The organism is Acinetobacter sp. NS-4 (assembly GCF_037402435.1).
Lineage (GTDB): Bacteria > Pseudomonadota > Gammaproteobacteria > Pseudomonadales > Moraxellaceae > Acinetobacter.
Map to the genome: position 1 here is coordinate 1 of NZ_JBBEUE010000029.1, position 16,911 is coordinate 16,911.

15 protein-coding genes and 2 pseudogenes are annotated in these 16,911 nt (G+C 39.9%); 9 read left to right on the top strand and 8 right to left on the bottom strand.

Features of this window, described 5'->3' with window-relative positions:
- Positions 1-474 precede the first annotated feature (474 nt).
- The 4 genes from oxyR to rubA all read right to left on the bottom strand — a co-directional run bounded on the left by oxyR (position 475) and on the right by rubA (position 3,804).
- Positions 475-1,380 (bottom strand): LysR family transcriptional regulator OxyR, encoded by a 906-nt coding sequence (gene oxyR, locus WAE57_RS15355; protein WP_337711240.1) that lies wholly within the window; start codon positions 1,378-1,380, stop codon positions 475-477.
- A 6-nt stretch (positions 1,381-1,386) separates the two neighbouring features.
- Positions 1,387-2,331: an esterase EstB gene (gene estB / locus WAE57_RS15360; RefSeq protein ID WP_337711241.1), complete on the bottom strand. Its 945-nt coding sequence runs from the start codon at positions 2,329-2,331 to the stop codon at positions 1,387-1,389.
- 56 nt (positions 2,332-2,387) lie between these two features.
- The gene (locus tag WAE57_RS15365; protein ID WP_337711242.1) at positions 2,388-3,566 is read right to left on the bottom strand and encodes an FAD-dependent oxidoreductase; all 1,179 of its coding nucleotides are present in this window, start codon (positions 3,564-3,566) and stop codon (positions 2,388-2,390) included.
- 73 nt (positions 3,567-3,639) lie between these two features.
- A complete protein-coding gene (gene rubA / locus WAE57_RS15370) occupies positions 3,640-3,804 on the bottom strand; it encodes a rubredoxin RubA (protein ID WP_005179369.1) in 165 nt (54 codons plus the stop codon).
- A gap of 524 nt (positions 3,805-4,328) precedes the next feature.
- Here rubA and WAE57_RS15375 point away from each other — a divergent pair.
- Positions 4,329-4,871: an adenine phosphoribosyltransferase gene (locus tag WAE57_RS15375; RefSeq protein WP_086176209.1), complete on the top strand. Its 543-nt coding sequence runs from the start codon at positions 4,329-4,331 to the stop codon at positions 4,869-4,871.
- Between the two features lie 42 nt (positions 4,872-4,913).
- Here the strand turns inward: WAE57_RS15375 and WAE57_RS15380 are convergent, their stop codons facing one another.
- Complete coding sequence (locus tag WAE57_RS15380; protein WP_337711243.1) at positions 4,914-5,420, bottom strand: YqiA/YcfP family alpha/beta fold hydrolase; 507 nt, start codon at positions 5,418-5,420, stop codon at positions 4,914-4,916.
- Between the two features lie 298 nt (positions 5,421-5,718).
- Here WAE57_RS15380 and WAE57_RS15385 point away from each other — a divergent pair.
- The 3 genes and pseudogenes from WAE57_RS15385 (at position 5,719) to WAE57_RS15395 (ending at position 9,403) form a co-directional block, all read left to right on the top strand.
- A pseudogene (locus WAE57_RS15385) lies at positions 5,719-6,155 on the top strand (SRPBCC domain-containing protein).
- Positions 6,156-6,292: 137 nt separating this feature from the next.
- Complete coding sequence (gene lysS / locus WAE57_RS15390; protein WP_237786234.1) at positions 6,293-7,822, top strand: lysine--tRNA ligase; 1,530 nt, start codon at positions 6,293-6,295, stop codon at positions 7,820-7,822.
- 135 nt (positions 7,823-7,957) lie between these two features.
- Positions 7,958-9,403, top strand: a complete 1,446-nt coding sequence (locus WAE57_RS15395; RefSeq protein ID WP_337711244.1) for a capsule assembly Wzi family protein — start codon at positions 7,958-7,960, stop codon at positions 9,401-9,403.
- 404 nt (positions 9,404-9,807) lie between these two features.
- Here the strand turns inward: WAE57_RS15395 and trpS are convergent, their stop codons facing one another.
- A complete protein-coding gene (gene trpS, locus WAE57_RS15400) occupies positions 9,808-10,821 on the bottom strand; it encodes a tryptophan--tRNA ligase (protein ID WP_337711245.1) in 1,014 nt (337 codons plus the stop codon).
- Positions 10,822-11,020: 199 nt separating this feature from the next.
- On the opposite strand from trpS, the gene WAE57_RS15405 reads away from it, so the two are divergent.
- Both WAE57_RS15405 and WAE57_RS15410 read left to right on the top strand, forming a co-directional pair.
- Positions 11,021-11,947 (top strand): DUF808 domain-containing protein, encoded by a 927-nt coding sequence (locus tag WAE57_RS15405; RefSeq protein WP_337711246.1) that lies wholly within the window; start codon positions 11,021-11,023, stop codon positions 11,945-11,947.
- Positions 11,948-11,996: 49 nt separating this feature from the next.
- Positions 11,997-12,902, top strand: coding sequence for a neutral zinc metallopeptidase (locus WAE57_RS15410; RefSeq protein WP_337711247.1), 906 nt, complete (start codon positions 11,997-11,999; stop codon positions 12,900-12,902).
- A gap of 56 nt (positions 12,903-12,958) precedes the next feature.
- On the opposite strand, the gene WAE57_RS15415 is transcribed toward WAE57_RS15410, so the two are convergent.
- Positions 12,959-13,516 carry a hypothetical protein gene (locus WAE57_RS15415; protein ID WP_337711248.1) on the bottom strand — a complete coding sequence of 186 codons (558 nt, stop codon included), beginning with the start codon at positions 13,514-13,516 and terminating at the stop codon, positions 12,959-12,961.
- Between the two features lie 235 nt (positions 13,517-13,751).
- On the opposite strand from WAE57_RS15415, the gene WAE57_RS15420 reads away from it, so the two are divergent.
- Positions 13,752-15,251, top strand: a complete 1,500-nt coding sequence (locus tag WAE57_RS15420; protein WP_337711249.1) for a cation:proton antiporter — start codon at positions 13,752-13,754, stop codon at positions 15,249-15,251.
- Between the two features lie 204 nt (positions 15,252-15,455).
- On the top strand, positions 15,456-15,794 hold the full coding sequence (locus tag WAE57_RS15425; protein WP_337711250.1) for an MGMT family protein: 339 nt from the start codon (positions 15,456-15,458) through the stop codon (positions 15,792-15,794).
- 61 nt (positions 15,795-15,855) lie between these two features.
- On the opposite strand, the gene WAE57_RS15430 is transcribed toward WAE57_RS15425, so the two are convergent.
- Positions 15,856-16,296, bottom strand: a complete 441-nt coding sequence (locus WAE57_RS15430; RefSeq protein ID WP_086176199.1) for a universal stress protein — start codon at positions 16,294-16,296, stop codon at positions 15,856-15,858.
- Between the two features lie 323 nt (positions 16,297-16,619).
- On the opposite strand from WAE57_RS15430, the pseudogene WAE57_RS15435 reads away from it, so the two are divergent.
- A pseudogene (locus tag WAE57_RS15435) lies at positions 16,620-16,832 on the top strand (P-loop ATPase); the annotation flags it as partial.
- Between the last annotated feature and the right edge of the window lie 79 nt (positions 16,833-16,911).

A 16,911-nucleotide genomic window follows, 5' to 3' on the forward strand; every position in this document is an offset into this window, starting at 1 on the left:
CTACTATATTTGGATTTTTTTGATTTTGAATTGTATTTAGGATATTTAAATTGAATAAAAAATACTAATGAGACAGATTTCAATATTCTAAGTTCTCTTTAATTTATTGACTGTAACAAGTGAATTCTTAATTTTTTTATATATTCCTTATTGTTTGTGATGGTATTTTGCTCAATTTTTTATTTTTTAGTATAAAAATACCTATTTTTAGGGATATAAAGCACATAAATAATGACTTAAAGTCATCTCACTTTTTATTACCTCATGTAGTAAAGAAAAACATTACTTTTTTTGAGGTTAATTTTCAGTACATCCATGTATGATGAAAAGGCATCTTTAACTTCGCAGGTTTACCATTTTTTGGTAAACCTTTTTTTATGAAAAAAATAAGGCATGACATAGGAAAATGAGTCTGGATACTTTTATTCGAGCATAAAAAAAGGAGCAATTGCTCCTTTTCATCGACTGAATCTTTTAATGATGATTTTGCGTGATTTTTTGCAAAATCTGCAGCAGTACATCGAACTCGCTTTGCAGCGGCGTACTCTTACGTGTCAGCAAGGCGAGGGTACGACTTGGTGCTGCTTCTATCGGTTTCACCACTAGATCCGGATTGGCTTTAATCATATTGGTATGAAGTGCAATTTCAGGAAGCAGGGTAAAGCCCAAGTCTGAAGAAACCATTTCTACCAATGTAGGTAATGAACTTGCTTTTAAGCGATGATCATTTTTACGTTCACCAATTGGGCAGGCACTTAATACATGATTGCGCAAGCAATGGCCTTCTTCAAGTAATACTAAGCGGGATAAATCCAGATCATCTAAACTGCGGGCATTCTGGGCATTTTGGTCAGCTTTATGGTAAACCAGATACAAGCTTTCTTTTGAAATCTCGGCAACTTTTAAACCACGCGTGTCAAAAGGCAATGCCAACACGATCATGTCTAAATTGCCGTGTTCTAGTTTTTCGACAATTTTTTCACTTTGTGCTTCGTGTAAGTGCAGCTGAATTTTAGGAAGCTGCTTATGCACTTCATCTAGAAGTTGCGACAAAATAAAAGGGGCAATTGTGGGGATAATTCCTAAATGTAAATCACCCGTTAAAGGTTCGCTCATTTCACGACTTAAACGCATCAGGTCTTGTGCATCTGCCAATAGAACACGGGCTCGGGCAACAACCTGTTCGCCAAGCGGAGTTAAACGTACATTTTGGCGGTCGCGTTCAACGAGGACTCCACCTAACAAACGCTCTAATTCCATGATCCCGCCTGACAAAGTCGACTGGGTCACAAATGAACGGCGCGCAGCTTCAGTAAAATGCAGCGTTTCAGACAGTGTAACGAGGTATGACAGCTGTCTTAAAGATGGTAATGCAGCCATAGTGTCCTAATGTTTTGATTTAAAGTGATCAACAAATAATCCGCTCAGATATGGAATAAAATGCGGTGGGATATCATGCCCCATTCCATCAATTAATTCAAATTTCGCATCAGTAATTGCCTTTGCAACTGCTTTGCCATGACTCGGTGGCAGTAAACGATCACGAGAGCCATGTACCACCAGGGTAGGTTGCTGAATTTGCTTACTCAATTGTAGCAAAGAACCTGTACATAATATTGCTAAAAACTGTTGAAGTACACCCGCTGGGTAATAACTTCGTTGATATAATTTGCGCGCAGTCTGAATAATTTCCAGTTGGTTGATATATCCAGGGGAACCAATAATGTTAAATACTTTTACGCTATGATTCACAATGCCTTCTTCGTCAGTCGATTCAGGTCTGCCAATCAGGCTAAACAGCTGTTTGGGAAAAGGCGGCGGTAACAGCGGTTGGTTGTTACTGGTAAACATCAGGCCCAGATTACTGACTTTCTGCGGATGTTTGGCTGCCAGAATCTGTGCAATCATGCCGCCCATGGAAGCACCAATCACAGAGACTTGTTCCAGTCCCAAACGATCAATCAGTAGCGCGGCATCTTCTGCCATATCATATAAGTTATAAGGTGCACCCTGATTTTCCAGACCTAAGATAAAACGACCCATTAATTTCAAGGTGTTGAGTCGTGGTCCTGAATGACGGATTTTAGAGGATAGTCCAATATCCCTATTATCAAAACGAATCACCCGATAACCCTGATCAATCAGTGATTTGCAGAAAAAGTCAGGCCAAAACAACATTTGCGCACCTAAACCCATAATCAGCATAATTGCCGGATGTTCAGGATTTCCACCCATTTCAACATGCAGTTCAACGCCATTGCCCAGATTGACTCTGGTTTCATGCATAAATGAAGTATAGGGAGAGCTGGTAAAATTGAGTGCGCTATTCATTGTTGTTTTCCTAAAAAAGGACATTTTGTTGAAAAAATGTCCTTGGTATTAAAACCTTAAACCGCAGCAGGAATCAAGTCAGGAACTTGCTTGGTCAAAGCTAAACGCTGTTTTGCTGCAGTCGCGCCCAATAAGACAAAACCACGCAAGGTATTTTGATTGTCCAAGGCTTTGGCAATCATGCCATCTTCAAGTTCTTCAGTTTCCCAGGTGACCTCAACGTCTACAGGTGCAGGAAGTACAGTCAGGGGAGCCGCAGGCGTTTTTACCGCAACTGGCATCGCTGGATAGTGAACATGGGTTTTTTCACCATTCAAGGTTTTAGCTAAAGCGCGGGCTTGTTGCATGATGGGCATAACATAAGGCAGCAACAAACCATTCACTTCAGCACAGTCTCCAATCGCGTAGATATCAGGCTGACTGGTTTCCAAATGACTATTGGTCAAAATGCCGCGGCTGCAATGAATATCCGCAGTTTTTGCTAATTCCAGACTCGGGTGTAAACCAATCGCAGAAAGTACAATATCGGCAATTACCGAATGACCATTGGCTAATGTGATTTGATAATCGCCATTTTCAACTTTCAGTACTTTTTCAACGGTAGTACCCAGTTCAAAGTGAATACCAATATCTTCAAGTTTTTCCTGGAAGGATGTTGCAACATGGCCTGGCAATAAGCGACCCAAGGGCAGGGGTGCCAAATCAATCACGATCACTTTGTGGTCGGTATTTTGCAGGTCATTGGCAAATTCGCAGCCAATCAGACCGGCACCCAGAATCACCACACGTTTGTCGTGATGTTGATCCAGATTCTTACGGAATGCCTTGTAATCATCTAAATTGTTGACCACATGAATGTCATCACTGCCATCACCTGCAATGGCTACGCGAACCGGATGAGCACCCACTGCAAGAACCAGCTTGGCATAAGGCTGAATACTTTGTTGGCCATCTTTTTCTAAAATAAGCTGATGTTGGGCTGCTTGAATTTCTTTTACCCAGGTATTGGTTTCAATACGCATATTCAGTTGCGTTGCCATTTTAGCTGCATCGCCCAAGGCAATTTGCTCAGGTGCCTTGTTGCCCACTAAGGCATTTGAAAGCGTCGGTTTGGCATAGTTTACCGCATCATCTGCACAGATCATGACCAGCTCATGCTCGGGATTAAGCTTGCGAAATTCACGTGCTGCGGTATAGCCGGCCATACCAGAACCAATGATGACGATAGGATGCATATTATTCTCCAGACTGTTTTTCTTTAATAAGACGTAAAAAAAGACCATTCACTATGGTCTTTAGTATCAATAATTAGATTTCTACCATTTCAAAATCAACTTTTGATACACCACAGTCTGGGCAAGTCCAGTCATCCGGAATATCTTCCCATTTTGTACCCGCGACAATGCCATCTTGTGGCCAACCTTCCGCTTCGTCATAAATCCATCCACAAACGATGCATTGATATTTCTTCATTTGACTCTCCAAAACACTGACTTTTCAAAAATATGCGGTCAGTAAAATTTTATATACAGCATGAACCGATTGATATGACTTTCGATGTACATATTCAAGCAAATTTTTACGCAGTTCTATTGCTAATGTAAAGCGAATATCGGAGTTTAAGGGCAGAATTTGAAAGCAGAATTGCTGAGGAGGACAAAACTTGTCTTTAAAATAAGGAAATAAGCGTGAGTTTAGCAATATAAGTCATTCATCCAGATCAATATATGGCTAAATGAGGGCTGTGCAGCGGAGTTTGTGCAAAGTGAAGGGATTAGTCTTTTTAGACTAAGGTCGTGCAGAAAAAAAATACTGTATTTGTTATTATATTATTGAATAAATCTATACCTATTATTTATTTAAAAAATTAACTCAATAAATCAGTAAGTTATAATTTTGTGATTATTTTTATTATGGCTTAAAAGTAAGCGCTGACTGGTCATAGGCCTAATAAAGCGTTAAAATTCATATATTCTCTTTTAAAATACTTTTCTCCCATGAGCAATCTGTCTACAACTTTGTGGTCTAACATTCGTACTGTTCAGGATTTCCCTAAACCAGGTATTTGTTTTTATGACTTGACTCCATTATTTATGGGAAACATTGAGTTATTAACTGATGCTTTAGTTGCCAGTATTCCTGCTGAAAAATTGGCAGAAGTCGACAGTTTTGTCGCGGTTGAAGCACGCGGTTTTGTACTTGCAAGTTTATTGGCGCAACGTTTGGGTAAAGGTTTATTGCTGGTTCGTAAAGCAGGAAAATTACCACCACCAGTGGTTGGCGTTGGTTATAGCCTGGAATATGGCATGGACCGTCTGGAAATGTCGGCTGATGTTCAAGCGCAAAAAATCATTATTGTGGATGATGTATTAGCCACTGGCGGTACGCTAAAAGCAGTCAAACAGTTAGTGAATAAATGCAAGCATGAAGTTTTAGGGGCAAGTGTTTTTCTGGATTTGCCAGATTTGCATAATGACCTGGGCTTAGATATTTGGTCGGTATTAGATGAAAAATCGCAGCCGGAACAAGCTGTTGCTTAATTAAGCGGATGTAAAAAAAGCCTTGGTTATTCCAAGGCTTTTTTATTTTTTCAGAAAATATGTCTGCATATGCTGAAGCAGACCATTGATATTTTCTGGACTGGCTAAACGATGGTGTCCACCTTCGACCGCCTGAACCTGCATATAAGGTTCAAGTTGCTGTTGTACAGCATACATATCCAGTTCTTCATCACCTAATTCCAGATAGGCAATTTGCGCAATATCGTGTTCCAGATCATCTTCATTAATAGGTGGATAATCGGCACGAAAATCTGGACTTAAGTTGGGATTGGCGATAATTGCTGGAATTTTATATAGAGCTGACATTTTAAGCGCCCAGTAAGCGCCCAAGCTATGACCAACCAGGATTTCAGGTTTGATTTTGGCAATAATGTCACGATAAAAATTAGCGACGGTTTGAAAATTCAGGTTACGATAATCTACGTCGATACAATATTTATGATCGGCGTTAATAGCATGGAATCTGGCTGATTCACGCGAAGAATCAAGTCCATGCAAAAATAGGATTTTTAAAGGGCATGTCTTCATTTTTTTAGTTCATACTTTCTTTATTCACAAAGATAGACACAGTTGAATAGATTACTTTTCAACTATTTTTCTTGAATCTATTGTAAGTGACTTGGCTGAACAAAGAAGTTAGCTTTTGGTCTAAGGTGTATTTCAGATCAATCTAATAAATTCAATTATAAAATAAATTTTTTATTAAAAATAAATACTTAGTGTTATTGATTATTCAACTCAGTATTCAATAACAAAATGTAGCTATGATGTAAAAAATGGTTTCTCTACTTTCATGGACAGCATGTTTTAGAGAGTTGGCCACTCTATGGAAACATTAAATTATGCAATGTTAATTAAAGCCACACCACAACAAGTATGGCAGGTGCTATGGAACCCAGATAACTATAGCCAATCAACCTATTATTTTTGCCCACTTCCAGCATTCATTCGGATTGGAAGGTGAATGGTAAAACACTATTTCTGGATGCTGACAGGAATGGCATGGTGTCTACCATTGAGCAGATGGAGGAATTTAAGACATTGATCTTTAAAAATTTAGGTATCGTACGAAAGGGTGTTGAAGATTTAGACGGTGCAGAAGTTAAAAAATGGAGCGGTAGTTTGGAAAAGTATTTTCTGGAATATTTACACGGAAAAACCAGATTGAGGGTGGAACTGGAAAGTCCTAGAGAATATAGGGAAATGATGGGTAACGGATTTAAGAAGGGCTTTGAGATTGTTAAACAATTAGCAGAAGCTTAAAAATGTGCCTCAAAATATAAGTGAAAGGAAGTGTTTTTAGCAAATCAATGCTTTTGAGTGGCAATAAGTCATTCGAAATTTATACTAAATCTGCTATGCTATGTAACTTCCGTTTTTTACACATATTCGAGGCAGAGATGACGCAACATAACGCTCAATCGACTTCTGAACAACACATTTCCGAAAACGATTTAATTGCACAGCGTCATGCCAAGTTAAAGCATATTGAAGAACATGCTCAGGAAAAGGGAACTAGCCCTTGGCCAAACACCTTTAAGCGCGAAGATTACGCTCAAGATTTACAAGTACAATTTGCTGATAAGTCTAAAGAAGAAATTGAAGCTGGCGAGCAGGTTCATGTCAAAGTAGCGGGTCGCGTGATGCTGAACCGTGGTTCATTCATCGTGATTCAAGACATGACTGGACGTATTCAGCTTTATGTTGCACGTAAAGAACTTGCACCTGAAGTACTGGAAACCATCAAGAGCCTGGACCTGGGTGATATTATTGCCGTTGAAGGTTATATTGGTCGTTCAGGTAAGGGTGATCTGTATGTTCATATTGAACATTTTGAACTGTTGACCAAATCTTTACGTCCACTTCCAGACAAATTCCACGGTTTAAACGATACCGAAGTTAAATACCGTAAACGTTATTTAGACTTAATCGTAAACGAAGAAACACGTAAAACTTTTGAAATTCGTGCCAAAGTAGTTGCAGGGATTCGTAACTATTTAATTAATGAGCGCTTCATGGAAGTGGAAACGCCGATGATGCATGTGATTCCAGGTGGTGCATCTGCGCGTCCATTTGAAACCCATCACAATGCTCTGGATATGCCATTGTTCTTGCGTATTGCACCTGAGCTTTACTTGAAACGCCTAGTGGTGGGTGGTTTTGAACGTGTATTCGAAATTAACCGTAACTTCCGTAATGAAGGTGTTTCAACACGTCATAACCCGGAATTCACCATGATTGAATTCTATCAAGCTTATGCAGACTATAAAGACTTGATGGAACTCACTGAAAAAATGCTTGAGAAATTGGCCATCGACATCTTGGGTTCTACCGATGTTCCTTATGGCGAAGAAGTGTATAGCTTCAAAGGTCCATTCAAGAAAATTTCAATGTTTGATGCCATTCTTGAACATAACCCGCAATTCACTCCAGAAAATGTATCTGACCGTGAATTCCTGGCGAAATTCATTCAGGAAGAACTGAAAGAACAAGTGAAACCTGGTTTTGGCTTGGGTAAACTTCAAACCATCGTATTTGAAGAAACTGTTGAAACGAAGCTTCGTCAACCAACCTTCATTACCGAATACCCAGCGGAAACTTCTCCATTGGCTCGTCGTAATGATACCAATCCGCATATCACTGACCGTTTTGAATTCTTCATCGGTGGTCGTGAATTGGCGAACGGTTTCTCGGAATTGAATGACCCGATTGACCAAGCTGAACGTTTCCAGGCACAGGTTGCTGAAAAAGACGCGGGTGATGATGAAGCGATGCATTTTGATGCTGACTTCATTGAAGCACTTGAATATGGTCTTCCTCCAACAGCAGGTCAAGGTATTGGTATCGACCGTTTAGTGATGTTATTTGCTAATGCACCAAGTATCCGTGATGTGATTTTATTCCCGCATATGCGTCACAAACATGCATAAATTGTGAATGAAAAGAACCCGCTTAAGTGCGGGTTTTTTTATAGATAATTACAACAATAATAAATTTGATCATTGCAAAAAATGCTTAAAGTAAATAAGGTACTTGTATAATTAAGTCATCAGAATGTAAAGCTAATGTTCGCGAAAAAAACACTATTTGTAACGACGCTGATAAGTGCATCTTCTAGCATTTTTGCTCAAGGTTTGATTTTAAATGATGAGAATTTGAGAACGGATTTGAACTGGCTGAATCAGCAGGGTGTGGTTCAAATTAGTACATCAACTTGGCCAATGAGCGGGGATGAAATTCAACGTGTGCTTGCCTCAGCCAAGGTTATCAATAAGACCCAGCAGAAAGTGATTGATTCCGTTCAAGCTGCGTTAAAAGCAGATAATAATAAGTTAAAAGCGGGCCTATATGCTGAATCTGATGCAAAGAATATTCCTCAAAATTTTGCTGATAAAACAAAATCGCAATTTCAGGCTGCTTTGGAGTTTAATGCCGGCGGTGACAACTGGGATGCAAAAATTCGTGTTAATGCAGAACAAGATCAACAAATTAATAATGATCAAGACGTCAATGTAGAGGGTTCATACATTGCCGGAAAATTATGGAATCAATGGCTGATTGCGGGTCAAATACCGACCTATTGGGGGCCAGGACAGGATGGCAGTCTAATCCGTGGTGATGCAAGTCGTCCGGTGTATGGTTTTACCGCACAACGTGCAGAACAGAAAGCATTTGAAAATAAATGGCTGTCTTGGGTGGGCCCTTGGCAATATCAAGCTTTTGCAGGTCAGCTTGATCACTATACTGCCGTGCCAGATGCCAAGTTAGTCGGGTTGCGATTAACGGCTCAACCCTTAGCGTATTTTGAACTGGGGGCTTCGCGTGCAATTCAGTGGGGGGGCGAAGGACGTCCTGAAAGTCTAAGTTCACTTTGGGATGCTTTTGTTGGCAATAAAGATAATGGGGGAACTGGTGAGCCCGATCCTTCTAACCAAATTGCCGGGTTTGATGCACGTTTGAATTTACAGCCACTGCTCTCTATCCCTATGAGTGTATATGGCCAGTATGTGGGTGAAGATGAAGCAGGTGGTTTACCCTCCAAAAAAATGTATCTAGCTGGTGTGGATTACTCTTCTAGTTTTAGAAATATGCCTTATCAACTCTATACGGAATGGGCAGATACACGTACCAATGGCGATGCACTTGGGATCTCTTATAATCATTCTACCTATAAGGATGGTTATTACCAGCATGGTTTCCCACTAGGTCATGCGATGGGTGGAGATGGTGAAATGATCTCTGCTGGCGGAAGTATTCGTTTTGACCTCATGAATCGCTTGAATGGTCGAGTTTTGCTGGCAAAAGTAAATCAGTCTGCACGATTGACCAATGTGGCTTTTCCTGAAAAAGATGAAATTAAAGCTTTAGATTTAACTTGGTCACATTACCTTAAACCGGATATCCCATTAAAAATCAATGGTTGGGTCAGTGATTCTGATGTGAAGGGTAGTGATGGTGGTGCATCTATTGGAATTGAATTCCCGCTGGATAAACATCTTTTTAGTTACTAAATTTTTTAAATCATCAAGTTTTTGAGCCATGAATATAAAACTCTCGCCAAGTCGAGGGTTTTATATTTTTAATTGTGATGCAATGTTGATCAAACAAGCAATACTTATAAATAGTTGAGTCTTTCAGACTATACATATTTCAGGCAAAAAAATACGCAATGATTGGGGTGATCATCGCGTAGAACAACGAATCTGTTTGCACAGTTCGGTTAAGGAGAATGTTAGAACTAGGGGTAGCTCTAAGCATTGAAGAAATCATAAAATGAATGGTGAGTCATTTCATGAGGCTTTCAGTTAAGTTGTGTTAATTCAGGTTAATAACCATAGGTTAGCGCGATTAATTGCTCATTTTTTGACTATAAAAAAGCCCTTGATGAAACAAGGGCTTTTTTATTTATAAGGGTTTAGAAATGGAACACACCCAAACCTGATTTGATTTCATCCAGGGTTTGCTGAGTAATGTCACGGCATTTATCAGTACCGGTTTTCAGAATGTCCATGATGTAGTCTGGATCTTTCTGTAATTCCATACGACGTTCACGAATAGGGCCGATCATTTCCTTTAAAATGCCTTCAAGACGTTTTTTAACCGTACCATCGCCTAAACCGCCACGACGATAATGTGCTTTTAACTCTTCAAGCTCTTCTTTGTTGGTATCGAACGCATCTAAGTAAGTAAATACCACGTTACCTTCAACCTGACCTGGATCTTCGATACGAAGATGATTTGGATCGGTATACATGGCATTGACTGCTTTTTTGATATCTTTATCAGACGCATCCAACACAATGGTATTGCCTAGTGATTTAGACATTTTGGCCTTGCCATCAAAGCCCGGTAAACGGCTGACATTGGAAAGCAGCGCTTTACATTCAGGCAAAATCTCATGACCAATCTGACGGTTCAAACGACGCACGATTTCGTTGGTCTGTTCGATCATTGGAATCTGGTCTTCGCCTACTGGCACTACGGTTGCTTTAAACGCAGTAATATCGGCTGCTTGTGCCACAGGGTAGCAAAGGAAACCTGCCGGAATATCACGCTCAAAACCACGCATCTGAATTTCAGACTTAATGGTCGGGTTGCGCTCTAAACGGGACACAGTCACAAAGTTTAAATACAGCATGGTCAGTTCATTCAAAGCTGGTAAGCATGACTGAACACAAATCGTGGTTTTAGTTGGGTCAATACCCACGGCCAAATAATCCGTTGCCACTTCAATAATATTGCGGCGTACTTTTTCAAAGTTATCGGCGTTATCGGTTAAAGCTTGGGCATCAGCAAGAAGAAGATGTTGATGATGAGAATCCTGTAATCCTACACGTGAACGTAAAGAACCTACAAAATGACCTAAGTGAAGTTGTCCGGTTGGGCGGTCGCCAGTCAAAATAACAGGACGGTTGTCTTGATTACTCATTATCTCTCTATTCCAAAGTAGTTATTAGCACTACACGTATATGCTGATGAATGGCCTTATTGTACGGCATAATGTTTTTGAATGGCAGGCACTATAAAAACAGATCATTGAAAAAATAAGAACAATTTAATGATGTTGATACAGTTTTTTTGAATCTTTCTCTTTAAAATAGCCGATAGAACCTTTAGGGATAACAAGAATGGCGAGTAGTTTATTAATATTATTAGATGATATTGCAACTGTTTTAGACGACGTTGCTGTCATGAGTAAAATGGCGGCAAAAAAAACCGCAGGCGTATTGGGCGATGATCTGGCACTCAATGCCCAACAAGTCAGTGGTGTGCGTGCTGAGCGTGAACTTCCTGTAGTTTGGGGTGTTGCCAAAGGCTCTTTTGTGAATAAGCTCATTCTTGTGCCTCTGGCCTTGTTGATTAGTGTGGTTGCGCCTTGGTTAATCAATCCCTTATTGATGATTGGCGGTTTGTTTCTATGTTATGAAGGTGTGGAAAAGGTTCTGCATAGTCTTAAACATAAAAAAGCCACAACTGAAGAAGCGGCTGAAGCCGAGTTAACAGCAATCGAAACTGATTTAGCCACATTTGAAAAAGAAAAAATTAAAGGTGCAATTCGTACCGACTTTATTTTATCTGCTGAAATTGTGGTGATTTCATTGGGTACAGTAGCAACTGCTGCTTTTGCTACTAAAGTCATGGTGCTTTCAGCTATTGCCGTTGTCATGACGGTGGGTGTTTATGGCTTTGTCGCCATGATTGTCAAAATAGATGATCTGGGATTGTATTTAGCCGAGCAGGCATCGAGTTTCAAACAAACTGTGGGACGTGGTTTACTGGCTTTTGCACCTAAACTGATGAAGACTTTGACCATTGTTGGGACTATTGCCATGTTCCTGGTTGGTGGCGGGATTATTACTCATACCATTCCATGGTTTCATCATTTCACTGAAGATTCGGTAGATTATGTGCAGCACATGCCCACAGTAGGCAATATTATTGGTGCAGTTACCCCGACTTTAATTAATCTGACAATTGGTTTTGTCGCCGGATTGTTGGTCTTAATCGTGATTGCAATGATTCAGAAGATGAAGCCGAAATCAAAGCAGGCATAATCCAAAGGCTGGCTAAATAAGCTGAAAGCAAACTAGAAGGAATATCACTATGCGCTGGAAAGGACGTCGTATCAGTACCAATGTGGAAGACCGTCGTGGTGGAGCCGGAGCTAAAGCAGGTGGTATTAGTATTTTAGGGCTTATAGTTGCATTTGTGGCCTGGAAGTTTTTTGGAGTCGATCCACAGCAAGCTTATCAAGCCACCAAGCAGGTCACTTCACAATCGCAACCGGCTGAAACCAAGGGACTGGATAATCCAACACCGGAGCAGCAGGAAGCCATGGATTTCGTTGGTACAGTATTGGCGGATACTGAAGATACCTGGACTCAAGTGTTCCAGCAGCAATTGAATGCCCAGTATGTTCCTCCTAAACTGGTGATGTTTAGCGGTGTGGTTAATTCCGGCTGCGGTACGGCGCAATCTGCAATGGGACCTTTCTATTGCCCATCCGATCAGAAAGTGTATATCGATACCACTTTCTTTAAAGATATGCGTCAGCAAATGGGTATTTCCGGTGAGCAAAACACCACCGAACTTTCACGCCAGGACCAGGCCGGAGATTTTGCTCAAGCCTATGTGGTGGCACATGAAGTCGGACATCATCTTCAGACCTTGTTGGGTATTTCAGCGCAAGTGCAAAAAGCCCGTGCCCAGTCGACTGAAGTACAAGGCAATCAACTTTCCGTACGTCAGGAATTGCAAGCAGACTGCTTTGCCGGTATTTGGGCTAACCACAATCAGCAACGTACTCAGTTCCTGGAGCAGGGGGATATTGAAGAAGCTATGGATGCAGCGCATAAAATTGGTGACGACTATTTGCAGAAACGTGCGACTGGACAGGTGGTTCCTGACAGCTTTACCCATGGCAGCAGTCAGCAGCGCATGAAATGGTTTCAAACCGGGTTGAAGTCAGGAAATATCAACGATTGTGATACTTTTAACCAAGCTATTTAAACAGCTTAAAATGCCAGGCTAAGATTGAAAAAGAGGATTTAAAATCCTCTTTTTTATTAACCATGGATAAATTTTTTAAAGTTTCGAATAATTCGAATCGACACATAAAGTGCTGCGCATGCAAACAACGCAATGCTTAACAGGCTGTATTTTAAACTTGAAATATCAGCCTGATAGAATTGCTGTATTTGTGGTTTGGAATAAGACCATTGTTGCTGCTTTTGAGTGCGGCTATCTTGATAACTGACCTGCTGAATATAATGCTGCTGACCAATTTTTAATAACTCTAATTGCTTGATTTGCCGGGTATGCTGCTGGTTATAGGCATCGGTACAAATATCTTGCAGATAATGCTCACAGCTGAGTTTGGCAATATAACCATTATTCGCGATGACAATATAAATCGCCTGATCTGGTCGTTGATTGTTGGAAACCAAAACTAGTTGTTCTTGCGGTGTCGATTTGAGTGAAATCTGCTTGGCTTGCTGGAACTGTTGATCTGCATTTAGAATTTCTTGGCTTTTTGAAAAAATACTCAAAAATAAAGCCACGGTAATCAGAAAAATTACTCCTGCAAAAAAAAGCCGAAATAGGGTTTTAACTGTTTGATGCATGAATAAATTCAACTTAAGGTAAAAATTAAGGAAAGGCTGGCTACACGAAATGTGCGGATCTCAGACTATGTTAAATGATTGCCAAAAATATGTAAAAAAACTTAACTATTTTGTATGCCATAGCAAAAAATGGTTAAACTGATTCGGTTAATAAATGTTATTTAATTAAATATTTACATGGAAATGTTGGGATGCGTTCGCTTTATTTCAATGAATCGCTCGAATTGGAACTTTAATGGGAAATTTCTTTTTTCTTCAAGTCTTTACAGTTATTTTTGCGCTTTCAATTGCAACGACTATTTTTAATAAGCGTATTTTAGGTTTCCCTCAGGCGATTGGTGTACCCATTGTTTCGGCAATTTTTGTCTTTATTTTACAGTGGGGTGCCAGCCTGCTCAGTGGCAACCAGTTTATTACCATTAATATTCATAATATTGAAGAAGCGGTTCGTCATATTGATTTTTATGACTTTTTAATTAATGGGGTGATTTGTTTTATCCTGACATCTTCCGCTTTGAAATTTAAAGTTTCAGATTTAAAAAGTCACTGGAAGCCGATCAGCATCTTGGCCAGTATTGCACTGGTGCTGTGTGCAGTGTTTTTTGGTGTCACCTTATATGGCTATCAATTTCTGATTGGCAAGCATGTCGATTTACTGGTGCTGTTACTGTTAGGTGCTGCCTTGGGTGCAACTGACCCGATTGGGGTAAAAGGGGTGTTAAGTTCGGTACGTGCACCGCATCATCTGATTGTAAAGCTGGAAGGCGAATCACTGTTTAATGATGCCATGTGTATTGCCGTATTCATGACCTTGTTAAATGTATTGCAAGGTGAACACTTTACCATTATTGGCACTTTGGAAACCTTGCTCTATGAGATTGTGGTTGCGATCATCATTGGTTGGGGCTTTGGTCTGGGGATTTTAAGATTACTGCGTGGCAAGCACGAAATGGAATCTTTAATTCTCACAACAGCGCTGTTGGCTTGCGGTTCCTATCTGGTGGCCTTATTTGCTCATGCATCTGCACCTATTGCCTGTGTTATTGGTGGCTTGGTAGTAGGCAATAAATGGAAAGAGATTTTACAGGAACGTGAAATCCGCGAGGTCAATCATTTCTGGCATACCGTTGAAGGCATCATCAATTCATTCTTATTTACCCTGATTGGCCTTGAACTCTTTATTCTGGATTTAAGTATTAGCTTGATTCTGGGCGGTATCATCGCATTCTTTATTCTGCATGCTTCACGCTTTGCCGCAAACTATTTGTCATTCGCATTTTTCCCGAACTTTAGAAATAAAAGCTATAACGGAAGTCTGGCAATTCTGTCATGGGGTGGGGTACGTGGCGGCATCTCATTAGCATTGATACTTGCCGTGGCGAATGTTCCACGACTAACTGAATACAGCAGTATTTTAATTGGCTATACCTTTATTTCGGTACTGCTTTCAGGCTTGGTCTGCGGACTCGGTTTGCCTGCGGTCATGAATGCCTTTTATTACAATCCGAATGAAGAAACTACGGGTTTTAAAGGCTGGTATCAACGCATGTGCCATAAAATGAATAAGAAAGGCTTCCAGTACATTGTCGGTGAAGATGCCAATGGCAATGAAACCATTACCGTTTACAACCCGGATGCGTTAATTGATGAGAAAGCCGAAGATGGTGTAGCAGTGATGCATAACCCAGAGAAGGTACAGGTAGTGAAACGTCTGGAAAGCCCAGATAATTTCTAATCATCGTAAGTAAAAAAGCCCCTTAGCGGGCTTTCTTATATTTTATTTCTTGTGAATGCTAGAGTAGAGAGATATCAATGATCTATGGGATATTCTTAGAGATGAGCCATCTTGATGATGAGTTGGAAGTCTTTTAAAGCGACCAGCTTGAATGCAAAAATCACGAAATCTCAAGGTTTAATAAGGATGATTTAAGGACAATATATGCCTCAACATTCCAACACGTCCAGTGATGAATTGGCACGGCAAATCCTGCAAGTGGTGGCTTTAATTCCCTACGGCAAAGTCGCTTGCTATGGACAGATTGCCAACATGGCGGGCTTACCTAAACATGCACGTTTAGTGGGGTATATTTTAAAACATCTGGATTCAGAAGCGGAAATTCCCTGGCATAGGGTCATCAATGCTCAAGGAAAAATTAGCCTAAGCAAATTGAATGATCAGGGAGAAAATATCCAGCGATTAAAGTTATTGGCAGAAGGGGTAATGGTGATTGGAGATAAAATTAATTTAAAACAATATCAGTGGATGAATGCTTTATAAAAAATGTGTGTGAATCAAGCTTTTCCCACCTTTAGCAAAAGATGGGAAAGCCCATGGCCTATTATTGACGGACAATCAGTACCGGAACATGCGATTCGCTTAGCAGACTTTGTGCAACACTGCCCAGGAACAATTTTTTCAGACCTGTACGGCCATGTGATCCAATAACAATCAGATCGGCATGGGTTTCGTTAGCTGCATTGACAATTTCACGATGAATTACTTGTCCTTCAATAAGTTTGGTTTCAACTTCAAGACCTTGTTCATGGAATTTTGCTTTTGCTGCCTCAAGAGATTCTACAATCGCCGTACGAGCACGTTCAATCAAGTCATTGGTTTGATTGGCAGAAATATATTCTGCTGCAATATAGGGATCCAGCGCTAACACTTGAACTACAGTGACTTTACTGCCGAATGCTTTAGCAAATTCAATTGCTTTTGTTACAGCTGCATAAGCTGTTTCTGAACCGTCAACGGGTACTAAAATATTTTGATAAGCCATGTGTATTTCTCCTTATAATCCTTACTAAAATGTATCGTATTAAGATTAGAACTTCTTGTTCAATAAAAACGTTTGAAATTTGATACTAGCTGTATTTCTATTAAAATAAAACCTAGTAATTTCATGGGGATAATTTATTCCCTAAAACAATTTTATAATTTAATCTATCATGATTTTGTTTAAAAACTAGCGGGCTTAAAACTAAAGTCTGAGGAAATTGTAAGCAGATTTTTTATTTGCAACCATTTGTAAAAATAGATGTGAACAGTTCTTTAAAATTGTCATATCATAAATGTAGTAACTTATTAATAATGCATGAAAAAATGAATGAAATAGATCAGTTAAATTGGCCAAAAGATAATTTTGAAAATATTAAAGATGCTTGGGAGGATGATCTTTGGGATAGAAAACGTCTTGGTATTCAACTCACAAACTATGTTGATCGTTTGCAATGTGGTGCTGTGTTAGCGTTAGATGCATGTTGGGGTGAAGGTAAAACGTGGTTTGTACGGCATTGGGCTAAGCATTTAGAAGATCAAAAAGCATAATGTGATTTTTTATAGGAAAAAAAAGATCACTCGGTTTGAGTGATCTTTTTTATTTCTGCATTTTAAC